Raw genomic sequence first — 21178 nt, 5'->3', positions numbered from 1 at the left:
CCGCCTCCCAAGCTCTCCGCTCCCCGGGCGCCGCCTCCGGAGGGGCGCCCGAACAGAAGATGCGCCGAGCACCCCGAAATGTGACGCGATCCAGAGCGTGACTCCTGTGATCTGCCCCACGGTTCGTCCGGTATTCGGCCGCCCTGTACGTTGTCGGGGGTCAATGCACGGGGGGACGTCACCTCCCCGAGCCGGAAAGGGGCCGCTCATGGCAGTGGACGCGGCGGGCGCCGACATCGCGTCCCTCATCCTGCGGGTGTCCGTCGGCGGCACGCTCGTCGCCCACGGCTGGAACCACGCGTTCGGCGGCGGCAAGATCGAGGGCACCGCGGGCTGGTTCGAGTCGATGGGGTTGCGGCCGGGTCGCCTGCACGCGCTGATGGCCACCGGCACCGAGCTCGGCGCGGGCGTCCTGCTGCTGCTCGGGCTGCTCACCCCGCTCGCCGCGGCGGGCGCGGTCGGCACGATGGCGGTCGCGTTCGTCACCGCGCACCTGCGCAACGGCTTCTTCATCTTCCGGCCCGGCCAGGGCTACGAGTACGTCGTGATGATCATCATGGTGGCGTGCGCGGCCGGGGCGCTCGGCGGCGGCGCGGTGTCCCTCGACCGGGCGCTCGGGGTGTCCGACGACCTCTCCGGCTGGACGGGCTTCGCGATCAGCGCGCTCGCGGGCGGCATCGGCGCGGCGCTCCTGCTGGCCGTCTTCTGGCGTCCGGCAGCGAAGGCCGCGAAGGCCCAGGAGGCCCGGGACGAGTCCGCGGCCTGATCAGCCGGGCGGGTGCGCGCCCAGGGCCCGCAGCGCGAACCTCGTGATCTGGGCCGCCGCCTCGGCGGCGGTGGCCTCGGCCGTCCCCGCCATCTGGTCCTCGAACGCCTGGCCGAGCGCCGCGCGGACGAACCGCGCGTCGGGGCCGGGGTCGGCCCACGGGAACGAGCCGTCCGCCCGGCCGGCCGCGAGGATCCCGGCGATGATCGCCTCGTGTTCGGCGATGACGCGCCCGCGCTCCCCGGCGTAGCCCCGGGCGCGGGTCGCGTCGCCGGACGTGAGCGCCACGACGCGCGCGCGGCGCTGCTCGTCGGCGGTGATGCCGAGCATCCCCGCGATCAGCGCGCCCAGCGCCTCGGCCGGGGACGCGGCGGCCGCGGCGAGCTCGCGGAGCTCGGCCATCACCCGGCCGCCGTCGCGCCGGAACATCGCCAGCAGCAGCGCGTCCTTGGACTCGAACTGCCGGTAGAACGCGCGGGTCGACAGGCCCGCCGCGGTCAGGATCTCGGTGATGGACACGGGCGCGCCCTGCGCGTCGGCGAGGCACCGGTACGCGGCTTCGATGATCAGCGTTCGCTCGGCGGCCTGACCGGGCACGGGACGGCCCCTCTCCTGCGCCTGCGGTGAGGGGCCAGCCTATCCACCTGCGGCCCTGAGCCGCTCCCGTTGCGGAATCACCGTGTACTTGGGGTCGCGCGCCGACTGGATCCCGGCGTGGAACACGCCGAAGCGCGTGCAGGCCGAGCCCGCCAGGAGCGCCGCCCCGCTGAGCGCCGCCGCCGCACGGCCGCGCCGACCGGACGGGACGCGCCCGCCGAGCAGGACGCCCCCGGCGGTGCCCGCTGCCGACAGGATCTCGCCCGCGCGCACGAACCGGCCGGCCTTGCCCTCCTTGTACGGCTCGGCGGCCAGTCCGGCTCGACGCTCCAGCAGTTTGGCGGCCGCCAGCTCCAGCGCCGCGCCGAGCACCGCCGCGGTGCGCATCGGCCCGGTCTCGCGGGGCGGGGCCGCGATCAGGGCCATGCCGGACGCGGCCGCCACCGCCGAACCTGCGAACACGAACGGCAGCTCGCGGTGCGCCTCATGCCAGGCGGGCACGGCCGTGTCGGCGGCCAGGACGGCGGTGTAGGTGCAGACGGCCGGGCCCAGCGCGGCGGCTCCGATCGTGGCCGCCCCGCCGAGGCGCGGGAAGAGGCCGGTGACGTCCAGGACGGCCGCCGCGCCCGCCGCCGGGCCGTAGGCGGCCAGCAGCCACGACCCCATGCTCATCGGCGACGTCGGCTTCATCACCCGCAGCATGTTGGCGAACCGCTCGGGCCGTCCGAGGTCGTGGATCAGCGCGGCCGTGGACCCGCCGAGCGCGGCCACCGACGAGATCTTCAACGCCCGCGCCGCGACGGGACGCCCGGTGAGGTGCGCGCCCGCCGCCAGCACCGAACCCGCCCCGGCGAGGCCGCCGAGGAAGAAGTACGCGGCGACGTCGGACGCCTTCCAGACCGGCGGGTTAAGGATCGGCTTGCCGTAGTAGGAGGTGAACTCGGCGTCCGGCACCATCGCCTTCTCGCCCCGGTGCCTGCCGCGCCTCCGGCCGCGCCGCCGCAGGCCCCCGCCGATCTGCGCCTCCCGGCCTGGACGTTCACCGCTCATGCCGTCCTTGCCGACGTCCGATGTGCTCATCGCCGGCCTCCCGCGCGGCCGTGGACGGCGAAGACGGCGGCGAGCCCGCCGAGCATCGCGGCCGCCGCCGCGCCCGCGTGCCTCCACATGGACGGCAGGTCGCGGGTCGTGACGACCGGGTCCGGCGGCAGCCCGTACACCTCGGGCTCGTCCAGCAGCAGGAAGAACGCGCCGTCGCCGCCGACGCCGTCGTCCGGGTCGTGGCCGTACAGGCGGGCGTCGTCGACGCCGAGGTCGTGCAGCTGGTCGACGCGCAGGGCGGCCCGCTCGCGCAGCTCGTCGAGCGGTCCGTACTGGATGGAGTCGGTCGGGCACGCCTTCGCGCACGCCGGTTCCATGTCCGCGCCGATCCGGTCGTAGCACAGCGTGCACTTCCACGCCCGGCCGTCGCCCTTGCGCTGGTCGATGACCCCGTACGGGCACGCGGGAATGCAGTACCCGCACCCGTTGCAGATGTCCTCCTGGACGACGACCGTGCCGAACTCGGTGCGGAACAGCGAACCGGTGGGGCAGACGTCCAGGCAGGCGGCGTGCGTGCAGTGCTTGCAGACGTCGGACGCCATCAGCCACCGGAAGTCCTGCGCACCGTCCGCGCCGGTCTCGGCGTTGCCCATCGGCTTGTTCTGCTCGATGAACGCGACGTGCCGCCAGGTGTCGGCGCCGAGCCCCTGCGTGTTGTCGTAGGACATGCCGGTGAACTCCAGGCCGTCCTCGGGCACCGCGTTCCATTCCTTGCAGGCCACCTCGCACGCCTTGCACCCGATGCACACGGACGTGTCGGTGAAGAAGCCCATCCTGGGCGGCGGGTCGGGATGGCCAGCATCGGCGGCCGGGTTGGGACGAGCCGCGTCCGCGGCGATATCGGGTTCGGCTCCGGCGAGCAGGTTCCGTCCCACCAAGCTGCCCATCCCAGACCTCCCGACCGCGGCGGCGACCTTCTCCGACTTCCCCGCGGCGCGCCTCCTACACCACCGGCGCGGGGTCAGCCGTCCGCCATCGCCTTCCACTGGCGCTCGGCGGCGGGACGCCACGCGGCGTGGCGCTCGTGGAAGAGCGCGGACGCCCGGAAGCCGCTCCAGCCGTCCGGCAGCAGCTCCGCCGGGAGCCCCGGGTCGAGGAACGGGAACCGGCGCCATTCCTGGACGAGCCGGGTGTGCGCGGCGAACGTCCCGGGATCGCCGGCGGGGCACAGCTCGCGGACGGCGTCGGCGAAGTCGTCGTAGGCGGGCTGGATCGCGTCCAGGTCCCACGCCTGCCGGGCCACGCGCCGCGCCTCGGACAGGTCGCCGAGCCGCCCGGCGAACAGCGTGGACGTGCCCGCGACGCCGATCTCGGCGAGGACCTCGCGCACCTCGGGCTCCCGTCCCGGATGCGGGCTGACCCACACGCCGGGGGAGAGGTTCCCGAGACCGTTCCAGGCCAGCCGCGTGCGCAGCATGTGGCGGAGTTTGCGGCTGGTCTCCGGGACGGTGGCGAGGACCACCAGCCACTGCCCGTCCCAGTCGCCGCCGGGTCGCCCCAAGCCGCAGATGCGCTCGGCGCCGTCGGTGAGGAGCCGCACCCCGGACGGCGTCAGCCGCCAGGCGGTGCGCCGTCCGCGGCGCTCACCGGCGATCCAGCCGTCGGCGGCGCTGCGGGCGAGCGCCTGCCGGACGGCCTTCTCCTCCGCGCCGAGCAGCCCGAGCGCCCGCAGCAGCGCCGCCGTCCAGACCGGCCCGCCGCCGGGGAGGACGAACTCGCCCAGCACCGTCAGCAGCAGCGACCGGGCGCTCGCCGTGCCGAACTCGCCGGGTGGGGCCATCCGCTCCGCCTCCTCCGGCCTGCTCAGCGGGCGAGGTGGCGGGAGATCACCAGGCGCTGGATCTGGTTCGTGCCCTCGAAGATCTGCATGACCTTGGCCTCGCGCATGAACCGCTCGACGGGGAAGTCGCGGGTGTAGCCGGCGCCGCCGAGGACCTGGACGGCGTCCGTCGTCACCTTCATCGCGTTGTCGGTGGCGACCAGCTTGGCGATCGACGCCTCCCGGCCGTAGGGGCGGCCCGCGTCCTTGAGCCGCGCCGCCGACAGGTAGGTGGCGCGCGCCGACTCGACCGCGGCGGCCATGTCGGCGAGCACGAACGCCAGGCCCTGGTGCTCGATGATCGCGCGGCCGAACGCCTCCCGCTCCTTGGCGTAGGCGACGGCCGTGTCGAGCGCGCCCTGGGAGAGGCCGGTGGCGACGGCGGCGATGCCGAGCCGTCCGGCGTCGAGGCCGGCGAGCGCGATCGTCAGGCCCTCGCCCTCGCGGCCGATGAGGTTGCCGGCCGGGACGCGGGCGTCCACGAAACGGACGGTCGCGGTCGTCGACCCCATCAGGCCCATCTTGTCCTCGGGCCGGTCGAACTCCAGGCCGGGCGTGCCCGCGGGGACGTGGAAGCAGGAGATGCCGCGCGCGCCGTCGTCCGACGTGCGGGCCATGACGGTGTAGAAGTCGGCCTTGCCGCCGTGCGTCGTCCACGCCTTCGCGCCGTTGAGGACGTAGGAGTCGCCGTCCCGGACGGCCCTGGCCCGCATCGCCGCAGGGTCGGAGCCCGCGTGCGCCTCCGACAGGCAGTACGCGCCGAGCCGCTCGCCGGACAGCAGGTCGGGAAGCCAGCGGGCGCGCTGCTCGGCCGTCCCGTAGGCGAACAGCGGGAAGCAGGACAGCGCGTGGACGCTGACGCCCACGCCGACGCTCGCCCAGGCCGCGCCGATCTCCTCAAGGGCCTGGAGGTAGATCTCGTACGGCTGGTCGCCGCCGCCGAACTCCTCCGGATACGGCAGCGTCAGCAGCCCGGCCCGGCCCAGCGTCGTGAACACCTCGCGCGGGAACGTCCCGGTGCGCTCGGCGTCGGCGGCCCGCGGCGCCAGCTCCTTCGCCGCGATCTCGCGGGTCAGCGCGATCAGGTCCTCGGCCTCGGGGGTGGGCAGCTGGCGGGTGGCGGGCATGGGCGGCTCCTTTCGCGCCCCCAACAGTAACGCCGCCCGGCCGGCCGCCGTCCCCGGCGCGTGGGCCGGGGTCAGCGCCGCGACGACTGGAGGGCGTGCTCGACCAGCGCGACGAGGACGCCCTTCGCCGTGTCCCGGTGCCGGACGTCGCACAGCAGGATCGGGACGTCCGGGTCGACGTCCAGCGCGTCCCGGATCTCCTCGACCCGGTAGCGGCGGGCGCCGTCGAACACGTTGGCGGCGATGACGAACGGGATCCGCCGCTGCTCGAAGAAGTCGATGGACGCGAAGCTCGTGGTGAGCCGCCGCGTGTCGACCAGCACGATCGCGCCGACCGCGCCGTAGGAGATCTGGTCCCACATGAACCAGAACCGCTCCTGGCCCGGCGTCCCGAACAGGTAGAGCCGGACGCCGCCGGAGAACGTCAGCCGCCCGAAGTCCATCGCGACGGTCGTGGTCGTCTTCCGCTCGACGCCGCCGAGGTCGTCCACGCCGACGGACGCGTCGGTGAGCGTCTCCTCCGTGCGCAGCGGGCGGATCTCGCTGACCGACCCGACGAGCGTCGTCTTGCCGACCCCGAAGCCGCCGGCCACCAGGATCTTCAGCGTGTGCAGCGGGACGTCGACGTCCTGCCCGTACGGCGCCCCCGACGGCGCGACTGACGGCGGCATGGCCGGTGACATCGGCGGTGGCATCGGGGGTGACATCGGCGGGGCGGGAAGGGGAGCTGACATCGGCATTGCGGGCTCGTTCCTGGGAGCGGGTTCCCAGCCCCCCCGGGGTTCGCCCGAAGCGCGGTCAGAGGCGGCGAAGTTCATCGAGCACTCTCATCAGGATTCGAGGGTCGGGGCGGTCGGGCTGCTCGGTGCGGGTCGTCTCCTCGATCAGTCCGTACTGGTGCAGGTCCTCCAGGAGGATCTGCACGACGCGGAACGGCAGGTCGATCTCCGAGGCGAGGTCGGCGGGCGTGGACGGCTGCCGGCAGAGCTCCAGCAGCCGCCGCTGCTCGCGCGACAGCCACACCCGGTCGCCGGGCGTCCGGCCGGTGGCGACGAGGATCGTCACCAGGTCGATGACGATCCCCCGGGGACGGGTGCGTCCCCGGGTCACCGCGTACGGCCGGACGATCGGGCCCGCGTCCAGCCCGACCCAGCGCTCTCTCGGGGTCTCCACGGCGGCCTCAGCCCGAGGCGCCCGTACGCAGCGTCGGATCCTGAGCCTCGGCCGCGGCGCGCGGCGACGTCGCCAGATGCCGCCGGACCCGCTTGATCAGCATGGTCGTCTCGTAGGCGACGAGCCCGGCGTTGCCGCCGGCGTCGCTCAGCACCGCCAGGCAGCTCCCGTTGCCCGCCGGCATGACGAAGAACAGCAGGCCGTCGAGCTCGACGACCGTCTGCCGCACCTGCTTGGCCTTGAAGTGCTCGCGGGCGCCGTTGGCGAGGCTGTGGAACCCCGACGACAGCGCCGCGAGGAACTCGGCGTCCTTGCGGGTGACCCCGCTCGAGGCGCCCATCACCAGGCCGTCCCTGGACAGCAGGACGGCCTGATGGACCTCGCCGACCCGCTGCACCAGGTCTTCGAGCAGCCAGTCGAGCTCGCCGGACGCATGGCCCTGCTGCGTCATCGTTCCCCCCATTCATCGCGTGGACCGGGTTCTTCCGGTTCGTCGTCCATGACCCTGCCGCGCAACCATCCCGACTGTAGTGAGGACATGAGGGCGCGGCTGAGTTCCGGGCTGGGCTCGTCGAAGTCGTCGTCCGGCACGGCGACCTCGGCGGGCTCGGCGCGCTGGGGGGCGGCCCCCCGGCGCAACTGCGGGGCGAGGCTGCTCTGGCGCACGCGCCGCGGCAGCCTGCCGGTGACCTCGCTGGACTCCACGTCGGCCGGCTCCTCGCCGCCGCCGGGCGGCCGGGGACGGTCGCCGTGCGGCCCGGCCGGGCCGGACGGCGCGGCCTGGCCGAACGACACCGCGGGCCGCTCGAACGCGACGGTGGGCGGGTCGAGCGAAGGAGTCCGTTCGTAGTGGGGCGTCTCGTACTGAGGCGCGTCGTACTGAGGCGTGTTCTGCTCGTACGGTGCGGCCTGCTCGTACTCGTATGGGGAAGAGTTGTCGTCGAACCACGGCGCGGGCTGGTCGAGCGTGGGCGACGGCGACGTCACGATCGGCGGCGGCCCGGCGGGCGGCTCGTCCCGGGGGTCGTCCTGCGTCTCGTCCGACTGCGGCTGGACGATCGCGGCCGGGATCGCCGGGCGGGCTGGGCGGCCGAGCCGCTGGCGCCCGTCGCCGGCGGCCATCGCGGCGACCATCGTGCGGGCCGTCCCCGGGATCGGGCCGCCGCGCGCCAGGTCGTCGTCCATCGTGACCAGCGCGTGCGGGATCAGGACGACCGCGGTCGTGCCGCCGTACGCGGACGGCTGCAGCGACACCTTGACGCCGTGCCTGGCGGCCAGCCGCGCGACGACGAACAGGCCGAGGCGCTCGGTGTCGATCAGGTCGAACTCGCCGCCGCCCTCCAGCCGCAGGTTGAGCTCGTCCAGCTCGTCGGGGTGCAGGCCGATGCCGCGGTCGATGACCTCGACCGCGAGGCCGTTGGCGACGGTCTCGACCTTGACCGTCACCTCGGTGGTGGGCGGGGAGAACACGGCCGCGTTCTCGATCAGCTCGGCGAGCAGGTGGATGATGTCGGCGACGACGTCGCCGGTCACGGCGACCGACGCGGTGCCGGTGAGCTCCACCCGCGTGTAGTCCTCGATCTCGGCGACCGCGGCGCGGACCACGTCCTCGGCGGCGACCGGATGGTCCCAGGCCCGGGCGGTCGGCGACCCGGCGAGGATGACCAGGCCCTCGGCGTGCCGGCGCATGCGGGTGGTGAGGTGGTCGAGCCGGAACAGGTCCTCGAGCTCGTCGGGGCCGGCGGCCCGCCGCTCCATCTGGTCGAGCAGCCTGAGCTGCCTGTGCAGCAGCGACTGGCTGCGCCAGGACAGGTTGATGAAGACCCGGTTGATGCTCGCGCGCAGGTCCGACTCGGCGACCGCGGTGGCGACCGCGGTCCGCTGGACGGTGCCGAACGCCTCGCCGACCAGGGCGACCTCCTTCGTCCGTCCGGTCTTCGGCGGCGGCGACTCGGCCTCCACGTCCACCTGCTCGCCGCGGCGCAGCCGGGCCACGACCCGCGGCAGCCGCTCGTTCGCCAGCCGCTGCGCCGACTGCTGCAGCTCGCGCAGCTCGGCGCTGAGCCGCCGCGCGAACAGCAGCGAGAGGATCACCGAGGCGATCACGCCCAGCAGCCCGACCACGCCGATCACGAAGAACTGGAGCATGATCCGGTTTCCGGCGGGCTTGACGTCGTTGTTGTTCACCACGGACTCGGCCGTCGCGGCGTCCTTCGACCACTTCGGCGACAGCGCGCCGATCGCGCCGCGCCACTCGGCGGGGTCGGGGACGATGCCGTTGTTCACGACATTGTTCTCCAGCGTCGTATACGCAGTGAACTCCCCCGAGTTCGCAAGATCGTACATGATCTGTTCGATCTCGCCAGTGGCCTGCGCGCGGCCCAGCTCGAAGTACTGGATGCGGGCCTCCGACCAGGCGGCGAACGCCGCGCGGTTGCTGGCGCTCATCTGGCCGGCGCCCAGCGTGGACAGCAGCGCGTGCTCGCGCAGCATGAACTCGCGGGCCCAGAAGTTGTGCAGCAGCGAGGTCGTGTGCAGGTAGACGGTCCTGTCGTCGACGCTCACCAGCGTGGTCAGCAGGCGGATCGTGATGTCGGCGACCTGGCTGTACCCCTCGATGGCGCCGAGCGGCGTGGTGCCGCCGATGCCGACCCGCTCCCGCAGCGTGATGAGGTGGTTGTAGGCGTCGCTGAGCTTGCGCACCCGCGTGGTCATGACGTCGTCCATCGCGCCCCTGGTGTCGGACGACAGGGCCTGCTTGCGGAACGCGGCGACCGCCGCGTCGGTCCTGGCCACCAGTTCGCCGAAGCGCTGCCGGTCCGCGATCTTGAACCGGTGCAGGAACTGGACGGCGCCGGCCCGCTCCTCCTGCAGCGTCTCGGTCACCTTCGTGGCCGGCGTCGCGACGTTGTTGTACACGGTCGCGAAGTCGAACCGCTGCAGCGCGTTGGACACCGTGACGGCGGCCGGCATCCCCCACTGCACGAACAGCGCGGTCAGCGGCACCGCGAGGAGCAGCGCGATCCTCCGCCAGATCGGATACGTGCGCGACCGGCCGCGCGGCGAGCCTGCTGCCTCCGACTTCGACACTGGTCACTCCCATGCGTATATCGGTCATCACCGAAGTGCACGGAGCCTATAGACGCTGACGTGGGGAAAGCCAGAGGCCGAACCGATTTCGGACAAGTCGGGCCCATTCCGTGTGCGGACGGCGATCTCGCGCTTACTTTCTGAATTCTTTCAAGGCCGATGTTGGCCGCGATATGTGAGAGTTGTGGCTTGTTGTGCGAAATGTCGTCGTGCAAGGCTGCGGCATGCTTCGTCCCCCCACCAACGGAGACCGAGTCATGCGCAGAGCCGCGCTAGCAACGCTTCTCGGGCTGTCCCTCGCCGCGACCACGCTGGCGGCGGGCCCGGTCCTGGCGGCGCCGAACAATCCGGCGCTGGCCGACCTCGTCACACTGAAGAACGTCCGACATCACCAGAACAACCTGCAGAAGATCTCGGACGCCAACGGCGGCAACAGGGCCGCCGGACTACCCGGCAACGTGATCACTGTGAAGTACCTTGCGGACCAGCTGAAACGGGCCGGATACAGCCCGACGGTCCAGCAGTTCGAGTTCGATTTCTGGCAGGAGGTCTCCGAACCCTCCTTCGCCCAGACCGCGCCCGAGCCGAAGACGTTCGTGCCGGGAACCGACTTCCAGAGCCTGCAGTACTCCGGCGCCGGCGACGTCACCGCCGCCGCGAGCCCCGTCGACCCGGGCGCGACCGGCCTGGGCAGCGGGTGCGAGGCCGATGACTTCGCGGGCTTCCCCAAGGGCAACATCGCGCTGATCCAGCGCGGCGGGTGCTTCTTCTCCGTCAAGTCCGACAACGCGATCGCCGCCGGCGCGGCCGCCGTCGTCATCTACCAGCTGCCCGACCAGCCGGGTCCGGTCGCGGGCACGCTCGGCAAGCCGTACGGCGTCCCGGTGGTCGGCCCGACCAACGCGGTCGGCAAGGCGCTGGTCCAGCAGGCGCAGAACGGCGGCGTGACGCTGAAGGTCAAGACCGACACGTTCACCCAGAAGCGCACGGCCGCCAACGTCATCGCCGACACCGAGCGCGGACGGGCCGACAACGTCGTGGTCGTCGGCGCCCACAACGACAGCGTCGCCGAGGGCCCCGGCATCAACGACAACGGGTCGGGCACCGCGGCGCTGCTGGAGATGGCCAAGCAGATCGGCAAGCTCAAGCCCAAGCAGCTCCACAACAAGGTGCGGTTCGCGTTCTGGGGCGCCGAGGAAGAGGGCCTGCTCGGCTCGCAGTACTACGTGGACAACCTCCCCGAGGCCGAGCGGAACAAGATCGCGCTCAACCTCAACTTCGACATGATCGGCTCGCCGAACTTCGTGCGGTTCGTCTACGACGGCGACAACAGCACCGGCGGCAGCACCGTCCCGCCGCCCGCGGGGTCCGGCGCGATCGAGAAGGCGTTCCACGACCACTTCGCGAGCAAGAAGCTGGCCAGCGACCAGTCGCCGTTCAACGGGCGGTCGGACTACAACGCCTTCATCACCGTGGGCATCCCCGCCGGCGGCCTGTTCACCGGCGCCGAGGGCATCAAGACGGCCGAGCAGGCCAAGGTGTACGGCGGCACGGCCGGCAAGGCGTACGACCCGTGCTACCACTCGGCCTGCGACACCTACGGGAACGTCGACCTCAAGGGCTTCGACCAGATGATCGACGGCGCCGCCGCGGTCACCCAGGCGTTCGCCCTCAGCACCCTGACGGTCAACGGCAACGAGTTCGTCCGGCGGCACGCGCCCGCCAGGCGCGCCCTGCCCGACCAGATCGGCCACTACGCGACCCGGTAAGCCAGCCGGTTCCGCTTTGGGGGACGCGCCCGCAGGCCGGGCGCGTCCCTCGATTTCTTTCAGCGCGGCAGCGGTTCTTTAGCGCAGCGGCAGGGTCTCGGCGAGCGAGCGCAGAGCGGGAAGCGGATCGCCGCCGGGCTCGGTCAGCACCTGGACGGCCACCTGATCGGCGCCCGCGTCCAGATGGCCCATCAGCCGCGCCGCCACCGCGTCCGCGTCGCCGTGCGCGATGACCGCGTCCACGAGCGCGTCGCTGCCGCCGTCCGCCACGTCGGCGTCGGTGAAGCCGAAGCGCTTGAAGCTGGCGACGTAGTTCCCGAGCCCGAGATAGTGCTGGAGCGTCCGCCGGCCCAGCGCGCGGGCGCGGACGGGATCGGGGTCGAGCACGACCTTGTGCTCCGGGACGAGCAGCGGCCCGCCGCCGAGCGCCTCCCGTGCGACGCGCGTGTGGTCGGGCGTGGTCAGGTACGGGTGGGCGCCCGCGGCGCGCTCCGCCGCCAGCCGCAGCACCTTCGGCCCGAGCGCGGCGAGCACGCGCCCCTCGGCGGGGACGTTCCCGGCGTCCAGGCCGTCGAGGTAGCGGACGATCGTCTCGTACGGGCTGCGGTACTCGCGCGTCCGCTCCGGATGGCCGATGCCGACGCCGAGCAGGAACCGCCCGCCGTACGCGTCGTCGAGCCGGTGGTAGGACGCCGCGACCTCCTCGGCCGGCGTCTTCCACATGTTCACGATGCCGGTCGCGACGACGATGCGGTCGGTCGCGGCCAGCAGGCGTTCGACGTCCTCCAGGTCCCCGGTCGGTGAGCCCCCGACCCAGATCGCGCCGTAGCCGAGGTCCTCGACCTCCTCGGCCAGCGCCGGGTCGAGCTGGTTCCACGGGCGCCAGATGCCGATGCGCCCCAGTTGGGTCTTGGTCATGTGCAGCCCTAACACCTCGTCCGGTCGTTTCATGCCGTCGTACCCAGGTGCCAGGATGTGACCATGGAAGACCGGCCCCGCCTGCTGCTCCTGGACGGCCACTCGCTGGCCTACCGGGCGTTCTACGCGCTCCCCGTCGAGAACTTCAGCACCACCGCGGGTCAGCCCACGAACGTCGTGTACGGGTTCGCGAACATGCTGGCCAACGCGCTGCGCGACGAGCGCCCGACGCACGCGGCCGTCGCGTTCGACGTGTCGCGCCGGACGTTCCGCACCGAGGCGTTCCCCGAGTACAAGGCCGGGCGGGCGAAGTCGCCGGACGAGTTCGGCAGCCAGCTGGAGATCCTCGACCGGTTCCTCGCCGCGATGAGCATGCCCGTGCTGCGCGCGCCCGGCTACGAGGCCGACGACATCATCGCGTCCCTGACCGTCCGGGCCGAGGCGGACGGCCTCCAGGTGCTGATCGTCACCGGCGACCGGGACGTGCTCCAGCTCGTCAGCGACGACGTCACCGTCCTGTACTTCTACCGGACGGCCGCGGAGATGATCCGCTACACGCCCGCCGCCGTCGAGGAGAAGTACGGGCTGACCCCGGCGCAGTACCCGGACTTCGCGGCGCTGCGCGGCGACCCGTCCGACAACCTGCCGAGCATCCCCGGCATCGGCGAGAAGACGGCCGCGAAGTGGGTGCGCGAGTTCGGCTCCCTCGCCGCGCTGCTGGACCGCGCGGACGAGGTGAAGGGCAAGGCGGGCGAGAAGCTGCGCGCCGCGGCCGACACCGTGCGGCTGAACCGGCGGCTGACCGAGCTCGTCCGCGACCTGGACCTGCCGGTCGAACTCGGCGATCTGCGGCGGCGGCCCTACGACATGTCCGCGTTCACGTCCCTGCTGGACGAGCTGGAATTCCGCAACGCCAGCCTCCGCCAGCGCCTCTTCGCCGCCGACCCGGGCGGCGGCCGTCCCGCGGAGGCCGCCGAACCGGAGACGATCGAGGGCCGCGAGCTGGAGCCGGGCGAGCTGGCGGCCTGGCTGGAGGCCCGCGCGACAGGGCTGACCGGGCTCGCCGCCGACTACACGTGGGTGCGCGGCGCGGGCGACATCACCCGGATCGCCCTCGCGACCGGCGACGACCACGCCGCGTCGTTCGAGCCGTCCCGGCTCACCGCGGACGACGAGCGCGCGTTCGCGGGCTGGCTGGCCGACCCCGGCCGCCCGAAGGCGCTGCACGACGTGAAGTCGCTGCTGCGCGTCATCGGCGAGCGCGGCTGGCGCCTCGACGGCGTCGCCACCGACACCGCGATGGCCGCGTACCTGCTCCTGCCGGGCCTCGCCGCCTACGGCATCGCCGACCTCGCCGGACGCCACCTGGGCCGCCGCCCGCCGACCGAGGGCGCGGCCGGGCTGATGCTGAACGCCCGCGCCGTCCTCGACCTGGCCGGGAAGTTCACCGCCGACCTCGCGTCCACCGGCATGGACGAGGTGCTCCGCGACGTCGAACTGCCGCTGTCCGGCCTGCTGGCCCGCGCCGAGCGCGCGGGCGTCCACGTCGACGCGGGCCTGCTGGACGAGCTGGAGAAGCACTTCGCCGCCGCGATGGAGCGCGCCGCCGACGACGCCGCCGACATCGCCGGGCACCCCTTCAACCCGGGCTCGACCAAGCAGCTCCAGGAGGTGCTGTTCGGCGAGCTGGGGCTGCCGAAGACGAAGAAGATCAAGTCCGGGCACTCCACCGACGTGGACGCGCTGACCTGGCTCGCCACCCAGACCGACAACGGCCTCCCGGAGATCCTGCTGCGGCACCGCGACCAGGCGCGGCTGCGCACGACCGTGGCCGGGCTGATCAGGGAGATCGGCGCGGACGGCCGCATCCACACCACGTTCCAGCAGACGGTCGCGGCGACCGGGCGGCTCTCGTCCATCGAACCGAATTTGCAGGTCATCCCCATCCGGACGGAGGAGGGCCGGCGCATCCGCCGCGCGTTCCTGCCCGGCGCCGGGTTCGAGTCGCTGATGACGGCCGACTACGGCCAGCTCGAACTGCGCGTCATGGCGCACCTGTCGCAGGACCCGACGCTGCTGGCCGCGTTCGAGTCCGGCGAGGACCTGCACACCACGATGGCCGCGCAGGTGTTCCGGGTCGCCCCGGACGCCGTCGCCCCCGACATGCGCCGCAAGATCAAGGCGATGTCGTACGGGCTCGCCTACGGGCTGTCGGCGTTCGGGCTGGCCCGGCAGCTCGGCGTCCCGATGGCGGAGGCGCGCCCGCTGATGGACGCCTACTTCGAGCGGCTCGGCGGCGTCCGCGACTACCTCGGCCACGTCGTCGCCGAGGCCCGCGTCACCGGCTACACCCGGACGCTCCTCGGCCGCCGCCGCTACCTGCCGCACCTGACCAGCGACAACCGGCAGCGCCGCGAGACCGCCGAGCGGATGGCGCTGAACGCGCCGGTGCAGGGCTCCGCCGCCGACATCGTCAAGATCGCTATGCTGCGGGTGGACGGGGCGCTGACCGCCGCCGGGCTCCGCAGCCGCCTGCTCCTCCAGGTCCACGACGAGGTCGTCCTGGAGGTCGCGCCGGGGGAGCGGGACGCGGTGGCGGAGATCGTCCGCGACCGGATGACCACCGCCTATCCGCTGTCGGTCGGCCTGGACGTCGCGATCGGGACCGGCGCGGACTGGGACGCCGCCGCCCACTGACGATCGAGCCCGCCCCCGCCGGGCAGGGCCTTCCCGGGAGGGAAACCGATGGACATCGAGATGGTCGTGGAGATCCCGCGAGGATCGCGGAACAAGTACGAGATGGACCACCGGCTCGGCCGGATCCGGCTGGACCGGATGCTGTTCACCTCGACCCAGTACCCGGCCGACTACGGCTACATCCCGGACACGCTCGCCGAGGACGGCGACCCGCTGGACGTGATGGTGCTGCTGGAGGAGCCGACCTTCCCCGGCTGCGAGATCACCGTCCGCAGCCTCGGGGTGTTCTGGATGCACGACGAGGGCGGCCCCGACGCCAAGATCCTCAGCGTGCCGGCGCGGGACGTCCGCTACGCCGGGCTCCGCGACCTGCCGGACGTGCAGGACTACGTCCTCGACGAGATCGGCCACTTCTTCGACATCTACAAGAGCCTGGAGCCGGGCAAGGGCTCCGACGTGCGGGGCTGGCAGGACAAGCGGGTCGCCGACCGCACTATCGCCGAGGCCGCCGACCGCGCCCGGAGTACGTCAGCCGGAACGCCCCGATGAGCGCCGCCAGCCCGGCCACCGCGACCGGGGCGCCGGACGCGGGCGGCAGCGCGAGCACGGCCGCGACCAGGACGGTGCAGGAACCGCCGGCGATCAGCGGCGGCAGGTAGCGCCCCGGGCCGCCGTACGCGCCGAAGGCGTCCGCGAGCAGCAGGAGCGCCATCACCAGCAGCCCGGCCGCGGCCGCCGCCGGGACGCCCGGGTCCCAGACCGCGCAGACCGCCACGACGGCCGCCGCGGCCGCCGTCGTCGCGCCGGGCCGGAAGCGGATCACGAGTGCCTGCCCGAGACCCGGTGCCCGAACGACCCGACGACGACGTCCAGGGAGTCCGCGGGCGTCCAGGGCACGACGGGCACGCCGAGGTCGGCGAGCCCGGCCCGCAGCGCCCGCCGGTCGAGGCGCCACAGCCGCAGGGACGGCTCCAGGTACTCCTCGCGCCCGCCGCCCGGCGGCTCCCGGTCGAGCGTGTCGATGACGACGACGGGCGTGCCGCGGCGGCGGAGGTCCTGGACGGTGCGCACCGCCCGGTCGTCCAGCAGCGGCGAGAACACGATCACCAGCGCGCCCGGCGGCAGCGCGGACCGCGGTACCCGGCGGAGGTCGGACGTGGCGTCGCCGCCCGCGTTCCGGGCGTCCATGACGGCTTCGGCGAGCCGGTAGAAGTGGTGCTCGCCCTGGCCGGGCGCCAGCCACCGCAGCGTCCCGCCGAACGCGACGATCCCCACGCGGTCGCCGCCGCGCAGGTATGCCGTCGCCACGGCCGCCGCACCGCGCACGGCGCGGTCGAGCAGCGTCCCGCCGGGCTCGCCGAGGTCGGTGTAGGCGTCCAGGGCGAGGACGATCTCGGCCTGCCGCTGGTCGGCCCGCGTCGTGACGTGCAGCCGCCCGCGCAGGCCGCTGGCCTTCCAGTTCACGTCCCTGGCCCGGTCGCCCGGCAGGTACGGGCGGATGCCGGCGAACTCCGTCCCGGACCCGGCGGCGCGGGCGACGTGGTCGCCGAGCCGCCGCAGCAGGTCGAGCGGCACGAGCCGCGGACGGACCGGCGGCCCGGCGGGATAGACGCTGATCTCGCCGAGCGGCAGCGCCGTCCGGGCCTCGCCGACGCGGTGGCGGCCGCGGCAGCCGACGGTGACCCGGGGCAGCGTGTGGCGGCCCCAGTATCGGGGCCGCAGCGCGAACGTGGCCCGCGCGGTCCCGGCCGCGCGGTCCTCGGTGTAGGACGTGACGTCGACGCCGAACGCGGGCGCCGGGGCCAGGCGCAGCGCGATCTCGTCCAGCGGGGTCCCCGCGTCGGCGGTCACGGTGATCTCGACAGGTTTGCCTTCGAAGCACCGCCGGGGGAGTTCCGTGGTCCGGACCGCGACGGCGTCCGGGCGGCGCGCGGCGAGCCCGGCGGCGAGGACCCCGATCGGCGGGGCGGCCAGGAGCAGGAGGTTCGGGCGGGACAGCAGCAGCGCGGCCAGGCCCGCGAGCACGGCGATCGTGGCCAGGCCGTGCGCGACCGGCGCGGGCCGCCACGTCAGCGCGAGCGCGTCCGGCGGGGGCGGGTCGGGCGGGGGCGGCCTCATGCCGGCTGGTCCGCGGCGCGCGGCACGGGGACCCGGCCGAGGATCTCGGTGACGACGTCCTCGCCGCTGATCTGCCGGACCCACATCTCCGGCCGCAGCACGAGCCGGTGCGCGAGCGCCGGCGCCGCGACGGCCTTCACGTCCTCCGGCAGCACGTAGTCGCGGTCCGCGAGCAGCGCGTGCGCGCGCGCGACCTGGACGACGCCGAGCGTCGCCCGCGAGCTGGCCCCGACCGTCACCTTGGGGTGCTCGCGCGTCGCCGCCGAGATCGCGACCGCGTACCGGACGATCGCGTCGTCGACGTGGACGCGCTCGACGCACTCGCGCATGGCGAGCACGTCGTCCGGCCCGGCCAGCGCGCGCAGGGCGGGCGGCGCCGCGCCGCGGGACAGCCGCCGGGCGATCATCTCGCCCTCCTTGTCGGCGGAGAGGTAGCCGAGCCTGATCCGCAGCGCGAACCGGTCGAGCTGCGCCTCCGGCAGGGGATAGGTGCCCTCGTACTCGATCGGGTTGTCGGTGGCCAGCACGATGAAGGGCCGGGGCAGGGGGCGGGTCTCCCCGTCCGCGCTGACCTGCCGCTCCTCCATGGCCTCCAGCAGCGCGGCCTGGGTCTTCGGCGGCGTCCGGTTGATCTCGTCAGCGAGGAGGAACTGGGTGAACACCGGGCCGGGCCGGAACACCACGTCCGATGTGCGCGGGTCGTAGACGGCGGCGCCGGTCAGGTCGGCGGGCAGCATGTCCGGCGTGAACTGGACGCGCGCGAAGTCCAGGCCGAGGACGGTCGCGAACGTCCTGGCCAGCAGCGTCTTCCCGAGGCCCGGGAGGTCCTCGATCAGCACGTGCCCGGACGCGAGGACACCCGTCAGCACCAGCTCGACGGCGGCGTGCTTGCCGACGACGGCCTTCTCGACCTCGGCGATGACGTCCCGGCAGCGCGCCGCGGCGGCGGCGGGCGAGTCGATGGTCAGTCGTTCGGCCACAGTTCCTCCAGTCGGTTCACGACCGCTCGCAGGCCGGCGAGGTCCGGGCCCGGCGGGAGCGCGTCGGTGGAGCGGGGACGGTCCGGGACGACGAACGGCCACACGTCGTCGCCCACCAGCTCCCTGGCCCGCGCGGGCTCGCGGTGGACGTCGACGCCGTGCCGCTCGGCCAGCGCGGCGGCGAACAGCCGCACGAGCAGCGGCCGCGTCACGGAGTCGTAGTGCCTGGCGGACACCTGGGACCACGACACCGCCTCGCGGACCCGCCGGTACGAGGGGAACTCCCGCAGCTCGTCCGGTTCGCCCGGCGTCCGGACGGCCGGGCGGGACGGGAGCGCGGCGGGCAGCGCCGCCCGGGCGGCGAGCAGCCCGAGGACCGCCAGCCCGGCGGCCAGGATGACCACGGCCGCGGCGCCGGCGGCGAGGTAGGCGGCGGCTAACCCGCACCCGGCGGCCGCCGCCAGCGCGGCGGCTCTCATGCCCGGCTCCCGGCGCGGAGCGACTCCAGCGCGGCCGCCGCCTGCGCCCGGTGCCGTTCGGTCACCGGACGGTCGCTGTAGCGGGCCTCCCTGAACAGGCCGGTCAGCCGGGTCGCGGCGTCCAGCCCGGCCAGGCCGGAGCCGGAGGCGCGGGCCAGCACCTCGGCCGGGGTGTCGCTGTCGTGCGGGGCGGCGCCCGCCTCCGCCAGGACGCCCTCCATCGCGAGGTAACAGGCGATCACGGCGGCCCGCGCGTCATCGGTGGCCCGGAGCGCCCGGCTCCCGGCCGCCGCCGCCTCCTCGAACCGGTCCGGGGACGGCGGCCCGGCGGGCGCCGCGGGCGGGCGGCGGTGCCCGCCGAGGCGGTTCCGCCACCGCCGGCGCCGGTACCGGACGGCCACCCAGGCCGCCGACACGATCAGTGCGATCATCGCGAGGGCGAGGACGGCCGCCATGGCCGCCGGGGGGACCTGCCAGGGGGCTTCGCGCTCCAGGTCCTCCCTCGGCCACTCGTGCTTCGGGCCGTAATCCGGCGGGGGCAGCTCCACATGGAGGGGCCCGCGCAGTGCGAGGACCGCCAGCCCTAGGGGCAGCCCCAGCACGAGAAGTACGAAACCGGCCGCCAGGGGAGCCGTCCAGCGGCCGAACACCGGTTCGCCCGGCCCGTCGCGGCGCCTGCGCAAGGCGGCGAACACCAGCACGACCGCGACCGCGTCCAGCGCCGCGAGCGCGATCAGCGACGACGTCGAGGGCCGGTGCACGTAGAGGTCCAGCCACAGGCCGGTGTAGGCCCGCAGCCCGTACGCGCCGGCCGCGAGGAGGAGCGCCGCGGCACCCGCCCTGCCCAATTCCCGGCGGGTCGGCGTTCGCACGCGGGACATACGCCATTGTGCGCACGGGCCGGGCCCGACTTGATCAAGTATGGCCGCCCCTGGCCATCGCCGCCCGTGCCGGGGCACCATTCAGAGGTGGGCTCCTGGAGTGACGGCGAACCGGTCGTGATCGTCGGCGCCGGGCCGGTCGGCCTGGTCACGGCGCTGCTGCTGGCCCGGCACGGCGTGCCGAGCGTGGTGCTGGAGGCCGCGGCGCGGCGCGATCCGTCCGGGTCCAAGGCGATCTGCTTCCAGCGGGACGTCCTCGACGTCCTGGACCGGGTCGGCTGCGCCGAGCGGATGATCTCCCGCGGCGTGACGTGGACGACCGGCCGCACCTACTACCGGGGCGAGGAGCTGTTCTCCGTCACGTTCCCCGAGGCCGGGCGGAGCGCGGTGCCGCCGTGGCTCAACATCTCGCAGGCCGAGGTCGAGGCGCACCTGCGGGACCTCGCCGACGCCGACCCGCTCGCCGACGTCCGGTACGGGCATCCCGTCTGCGGTCTCCACCAGGACGAACGCGGCGTGCAGGTGGACGCGGGTGCGACCGTCCGCGGCAGCCACGCGGTCGGCGCGGACGGCGGGCACAGCACCGTCCGGCGGCTGCTCGGCATCCCCTTCCCCGGACGGACGTTCGCCGACAAGTTCCTCATCTGCGACATCCGGGCCGAGCTGCCGTTCCCGAGCGAGCGGCGGTTCTTCTTCGACCCGGAGTGGAATCCGGGGCGGCAGGTCCTCGTCCACCAGTGCCCGGACGGGACGTGGCGCATCGACTGGCAGGTGCCCGGCGACCACGACCTCGACGCCGAGCGCGCGTCCGGGGCGCTGGACGCCCGCATCCGGAAGATCGTCGGGGACGTCCCGTACGAGATCGTGTGGTCGAGCGTGTACCGGTTCCACGAGCGGCGCGCGGCGACGTTCGCGTCGGGCCGCGCGTTCCTCGCCGGGGACGCCGCCCACCTGTACGCGCCGTTCGGCGCGCGCGGGCTGAACTCGGGCGTGCAGGACGCGGAGAACCTGGCGTGGAAGCTCGCGTTCGTCCGGCGCGGCTGGGCGCCCGAGAGCCTGCTGCGCAGCTACGACGTCGAGCGGAGGGCTGCGGCGGGGGAGAACCTCCGCGTGACCACGCGGACGATGGAGTTCCTCGTCCCGCACACGCCCGGGCAGCGCGCCCGCCGCCTGGAGGCGCTGGAGAAGGCGCGGACCGACCCCGCCGCCCACAAGGTCATCGACTCGGGCCGCCTGGCCGAGCCGTTCTGGTACCTGGACTCGCCGCTGACGACGCCGTCCGGCGCGGCCGAGGAGTTCCCGCGCGGGCCGGGGGCCGTCCGCCCGCCGGTGCCGGGCGTGATCTGCCCGGACGGACCGTGCGTCGTCTCCGGCGAGCCGACCCGGCTGCGCCGCCTGCTCGGCACGGCGTTCGTCGTCCTGACCGCGAAGCGGCATGCGGCGGAGCTGCCGACCGGCGTCCCGCACCGCGTCCACACGCTGGACGACATCGACGTAGAGGGCGTCCTCCGGGCGGCGTTGCAGGCAGGGCCGGACACCGTCCACGTCGTCCGCCCGGACGGCCACCTAGCGGGCGTGCTCCCCTCCTATGACCCCGAGGCGGTGGCGGGGGTCCTTGACAGGGCGTGTGGCCGTTCGGTGTAGCGTCGGTCATCCCGCCTCA

At 73.9% G+C, this 21178-nt stretch carries 20 protein-coding genes; 5 read left to right on the top strand and 15 right to left on the bottom strand.

From position 1 onward, the window contains the following. Positions 1-208 precede the first annotated feature (208 nt). Positions 209-766, top strand: a complete 558-nt coding sequence (locus tag ACH35V_RS13980) for a DoxX family protein (RefSeq protein ID WP_395972503.1) — start codon at positions 209-211, stop codon at positions 764-766. Here the strand turns inward: ACH35V_RS13980 and ACH35V_RS13975 are convergent, their stop codons facing one another. The 9 genes from ACH35V_RS13975 to ACH35V_RS13935 form a co-directional block, all read right to left on the bottom strand. After that, on the bottom strand, positions 767-1363 hold the full coding sequence (locus tag ACH35V_RS13975; protein ID WP_395972502.1) for a TetR/AcrR family transcriptional regulator: 597 nt from the start codon (positions 1361-1363) through the stop codon (positions 767-769). A 39-nt stretch (positions 1364-1402) separates the two neighbouring features. Continuing rightward, complete coding sequence (gene nrfD / locus ACH35V_RS13970; protein ID WP_395972501.1) at positions 1403-2443, bottom strand: NrfD/PsrC family molybdoenzyme membrane anchor subunit; 1041 nt, start codon at positions 2441-2443, stop codon at positions 1403-1405. Further along, positions 2440-3237 (bottom strand): 4Fe-4S dicluster domain-containing protein, encoded by a 798-nt coding sequence (locus ACH35V_RS13965; protein WP_395972737.1) that lies wholly within the window; start codon positions 3235-3237, stop codon positions 2440-2442. The genes nrfD and ACH35V_RS13965 overlap by 4 nt, the downstream gene beginning before the upstream one ends. A 188-nt stretch (positions 3238-3425) precedes the next feature. Continuing rightward, the gene (locus ACH35V_RS13960) at positions 3426-4244 is read right to left on the bottom strand and encodes a PaaX family transcriptional regulator C-terminal domain-containing protein (protein WP_395972500.1); all 819 of its coding nucleotides are present in this window, start codon (positions 4242-4244) and stop codon (positions 3426-3428) included. A 23-nt stretch (positions 4245-4267) separates the two neighbouring features. After that, the gene (locus tag ACH35V_RS13955) at positions 4268-5410 is read right to left on the bottom strand and encodes an acyl-CoA dehydrogenase family protein (protein WP_395972498.1); all 1143 of its coding nucleotides are present in this window, start codon (positions 5408-5410) and stop codon (positions 4268-4270) included. Between the two features lie 71 nt (positions 5411-5481). Beyond that, entirely contained in the window at positions 5482-6081 is a 600-nt protein-coding gene (locus ACH35V_RS13950) for a GTP-binding protein (protein ID WP_395972496.1), read from the bottom strand. A 127-nt stretch (positions 6082-6208) separates the two neighbouring features. Continuing rightward, positions 6209-6583 carry a DUF742 domain-containing protein gene (locus ACH35V_RS13945; protein ID WP_395972495.1) on the bottom strand — a complete coding sequence of 125 codons (375 nt, stop codon included), beginning with the start codon at positions 6581-6583 and terminating at the stop codon, positions 6209-6211. Positions 6584-6590: 7 nt separating this feature from the next. Continuing rightward, positions 6591-7034: a roadblock/LC7 domain-containing protein gene (locus ACH35V_RS13940; RefSeq protein ID WP_138646391.1), complete on the bottom strand. Its 444-nt coding sequence runs from the start codon at positions 7032-7034 to the stop codon at positions 6591-6593. Further along, positions 7031-9673: a nitrate- and nitrite sensing domain-containing protein gene (locus ACH35V_RS13935; RefSeq protein WP_395972494.1), complete on the bottom strand. Its 2643-nt coding sequence runs from the start codon at positions 9671-9673 to the stop codon at positions 7031-7033. The genes ACH35V_RS13940 and ACH35V_RS13935 overlap by 4 nt, the downstream gene beginning before the upstream one ends. A 257-nt stretch (positions 9674-9930) precedes the next feature. Between ACH35V_RS13935 and ACH35V_RS13930 the strand changes: the two genes are divergently transcribed. Continuing rightward, positions 9931-11442, top strand: coding sequence for a M20/M25/M40 family metallo-hydrolase (locus ACH35V_RS13930; RefSeq protein ID WP_395972493.1), 1512 nt, complete (start codon positions 9931-9933; stop codon positions 11440-11442). Positions 11443-11520: 78 nt separating this feature from the next. On the opposite strand, the gene ACH35V_RS13925 is transcribed toward ACH35V_RS13930, so the two are convergent. Then, positions 11521-12360: an LLM class F420-dependent oxidoreductase gene (locus ACH35V_RS13925; protein ID WP_395972492.1), complete on the bottom strand. Its 840-nt coding sequence runs from the start codon at positions 12358-12360 to the stop codon at positions 11521-11523. A 63-nt stretch (positions 12361-12423) separates the two neighbouring features. Here ACH35V_RS13925 and polA point away from each other — a divergent pair, with 63 nt between their 5' ends. Both polA and ACH35V_RS13915 read left to right on the top strand, forming a co-directional pair. Further along, complete coding sequence (gene polA / locus ACH35V_RS13920; protein WP_395972490.1) at positions 12424-15057, top strand: DNA polymerase I; 2634 nt, start codon at positions 12424-12426, stop codon at positions 15055-15057. 48 nt (positions 15058-15105) lie between these two features. Next, positions 15106-15606, top strand: a complete 501-nt coding sequence (locus tag ACH35V_RS13915; protein ID WP_395972489.1) for an inorganic diphosphatase — start codon at positions 15106-15108, stop codon at positions 15604-15606. Here ACH35V_RS13915 and ACH35V_RS13910 read toward each other — a convergent pair. From ACH35V_RS13910 to ACH35V_RS13890, 5 genes are read right to left on the bottom strand one after another with little or no spacing between them, the layout of a single operon-like run. After that, positions 15551-15880 carry a hypothetical protein gene (locus ACH35V_RS13910; protein WP_395972487.1) on the bottom strand — a complete coding sequence of 110 codons (330 nt, stop codon included), beginning with the start codon at positions 15878-15880 and terminating at the stop codon, positions 15551-15553. The genes ACH35V_RS13915 and ACH35V_RS13910 overlap by 56 nt on opposite strands. Then, positions 15877-17175 carry a DUF58 domain-containing protein gene (locus ACH35V_RS13905; RefSeq protein ID WP_395972485.1) on the bottom strand — a complete coding sequence of 433 codons (1299 nt, stop codon included), beginning with the start codon at positions 17173-17175 and terminating at the stop codon, positions 15877-15879. The genes ACH35V_RS13910 and ACH35V_RS13905 overlap by 4 nt, the downstream gene beginning before the upstream one ends. After that, on the bottom strand, positions 17172-18155 hold the full coding sequence (locus tag ACH35V_RS13900) for an AAA family ATPase (RefSeq protein WP_395972483.1): 984 nt from the start codon (positions 18153-18155) through the stop codon (positions 17172-17174). Before ACH35V_RS13900 ends, ACH35V_RS13905 begins: the two co-directional genes overlap by 4 nt. Continuing rightward, a complete protein-coding gene (locus ACH35V_RS13895; protein ID WP_395972481.1) occupies positions 18140-18634 on the bottom strand; it encodes a hypothetical protein in 495 nt (164 codons plus the stop codon). The genes ACH35V_RS13900 and ACH35V_RS13895 overlap by 16 nt, the downstream gene beginning before the upstream one ends. Beyond that, positions 18631-19515 carry a DUF4129 domain-containing protein gene (locus ACH35V_RS13890; RefSeq protein WP_395972479.1) on the bottom strand — a complete coding sequence of 295 codons (885 nt, stop codon included), beginning with the start codon at positions 19513-19515 and terminating at the stop codon, positions 18631-18633. The genes ACH35V_RS13895 and ACH35V_RS13890 overlap by 4 nt, the downstream gene beginning before the upstream one ends. Positions 19516-19602: 87 nt before the next feature. Here ACH35V_RS13890 and ACH35V_RS13885 point away from each other — a divergent pair, with 87 nt between their 5' ends. After that, positions 19603-21159: an FAD-dependent monooxygenase gene (locus ACH35V_RS13885; RefSeq protein ID WP_395972478.1), complete on the top strand. Its 1557-nt coding sequence runs from the start codon at positions 19603-19605 to the stop codon at positions 21157-21159. Positions 21160-21178 lie beyond the last annotated feature (19 nt).

The organism is Actinomadura sp. 1N219, assembly GCF_044326405.1.
Taxonomy (GTDB): domain Bacteria; phylum Actinomycetota; class Actinomycetes; order Streptosporangiales; family Streptosporangiaceae; genus Spirillospora.
This window is presented reverse-complemented; position numbering and strand designations above follow the sequence as displayed.

Bases quoted from the DNA above. Each gene is read 5' to 3' on its own strand.
- ACH35V_RS13925 (WP_395972492.1), bottom strand. From the start codon at position 12,360: ATGACCAAGACCCAACTGGGGCGCATCGGCATCTGGCGCCCGTGGAAC.
- ACH35V_RS13955 (WP_395972498.1), bottom strand. From the start codon at position 5,410: ATGCCCGCCACCCGCCAGCTGCCCACCCCCGAGGCCGAGGACCTGATC.
- ACH35V_RS13960 (WP_395972500.1), bottom strand. From the start codon at position 4,244: ATGGCCCCACCCGGCGAGTTCGGCACGGCGAGCGCCCGGTCGCTGCTG.
- ACH35V_RS13905 (WP_395972485.1), bottom strand. From the start codon at position 17,175: ATGAGGCCGCCCCCGCCCGACCCGCCCCCGCCGGACGCGCTCGCGCTG.
- polA (WP_395972490.1), top strand. From the start codon at position 12,424: ATGGAAGACCGGCCCCGCCTGCTGCTCCTGGACGGCCACTCGCTGGCC.
- ACH35V_RS13890 (WP_395972479.1), bottom strand. From the start codon at position 19,515: ATGTCCCGCGTGCGAACGCCGACCCGCCGGGAATTGGGCAGGGCGGGT.
- ACH35V_RS13980 (WP_395972503.1), top strand. From the start codon at position 209: ATGGCAGTGGACGCGGCGGGCGCCGACATCGCGTCCCTCATCCTGCGG.
- ACH35V_RS13950 (WP_395972496.1), bottom strand. From the start codon at position 6,081: ATGCCGCCGTCAGTCGCGCCGTCGGGGGCGCCGTACGGGCAGGACGTC.
- ACH35V_RS13895 (WP_395972481.1), bottom strand. From the start codon at position 18,634: ATGAGAGCCGCCGCGCTGGCGGCGGCCGCCGGGTGCGGGTTAGCCGCC.
- ACH35V_RS13965 (WP_395972737.1), bottom strand. From the start codon at position 3,237: ATGGGCTTCTTCACCGACACGTCCGTGTGCATCGGGTGCAAGGCGTGC.
- ACH35V_RS13915 (WP_395972489.1), top strand. From the start codon at position 15,106: ATGGACATCGAGATGGTCGTGGAGATCCCGCGAGGATCGCGGAACAAG.
- ACH35V_RS13930 (WP_395972493.1), top strand. From the start codon at position 9,931: ATGCGCAGAGCCGCGCTAGCAACGCTTCTCGGGCTGTCCCTCGCCGCG.
- nrfD (WP_395972501.1), bottom strand. From the start codon at position 2,443: ATGAGCACATCGGACGTCGGCAAGGACGGCATGAGCGGTGAACGTCCA.
- ACH35V_RS13940 (WP_138646391.1), bottom strand. From the start codon at position 7,034: ATGACGCAGCAGGGCCATGCGTCCGGCGAGCTCGACTGGCTGCTCGAA.